The 209-nt window shown below is 43.5% G+C and carries 1 rRNA gene; it reads left to right on the top strand.

Annotated features, from left to right (window positions below):
- Positions 1-209, top strand: a 23S ribosomal RNA gene (locus tag ACYQ2M_RS25605); the annotation flags it as partial.

Genomic DNA, 209 nt, shown 5'->3' with positions numbered 1-209 from the left:
AAATCTATGCTAAGTGGTAAAGGATGTGGAAATGCCCAGACAATCAGGAGGTTGGCTTAGAAGCAGCCATCCTTTAAAGAAAGCGTAATAGCTCACTGATCGAGTGGTTCTGCGCCGAAGATGTAACGGGGCTCAAGCATAGTACCGAAGCTGCGGAATGAAATTTATTTCATTGGTAGGAGAGCATTGTATACGTATTGAATCGTCAT

The organism is Desulfocicer niacini, from assembly GCF_054657595.1.
The sequence above is the reverse complement of the archived record's forward strand: the minus strand, read 5'-3'. Positions and strand labels throughout refer to the sequence as shown.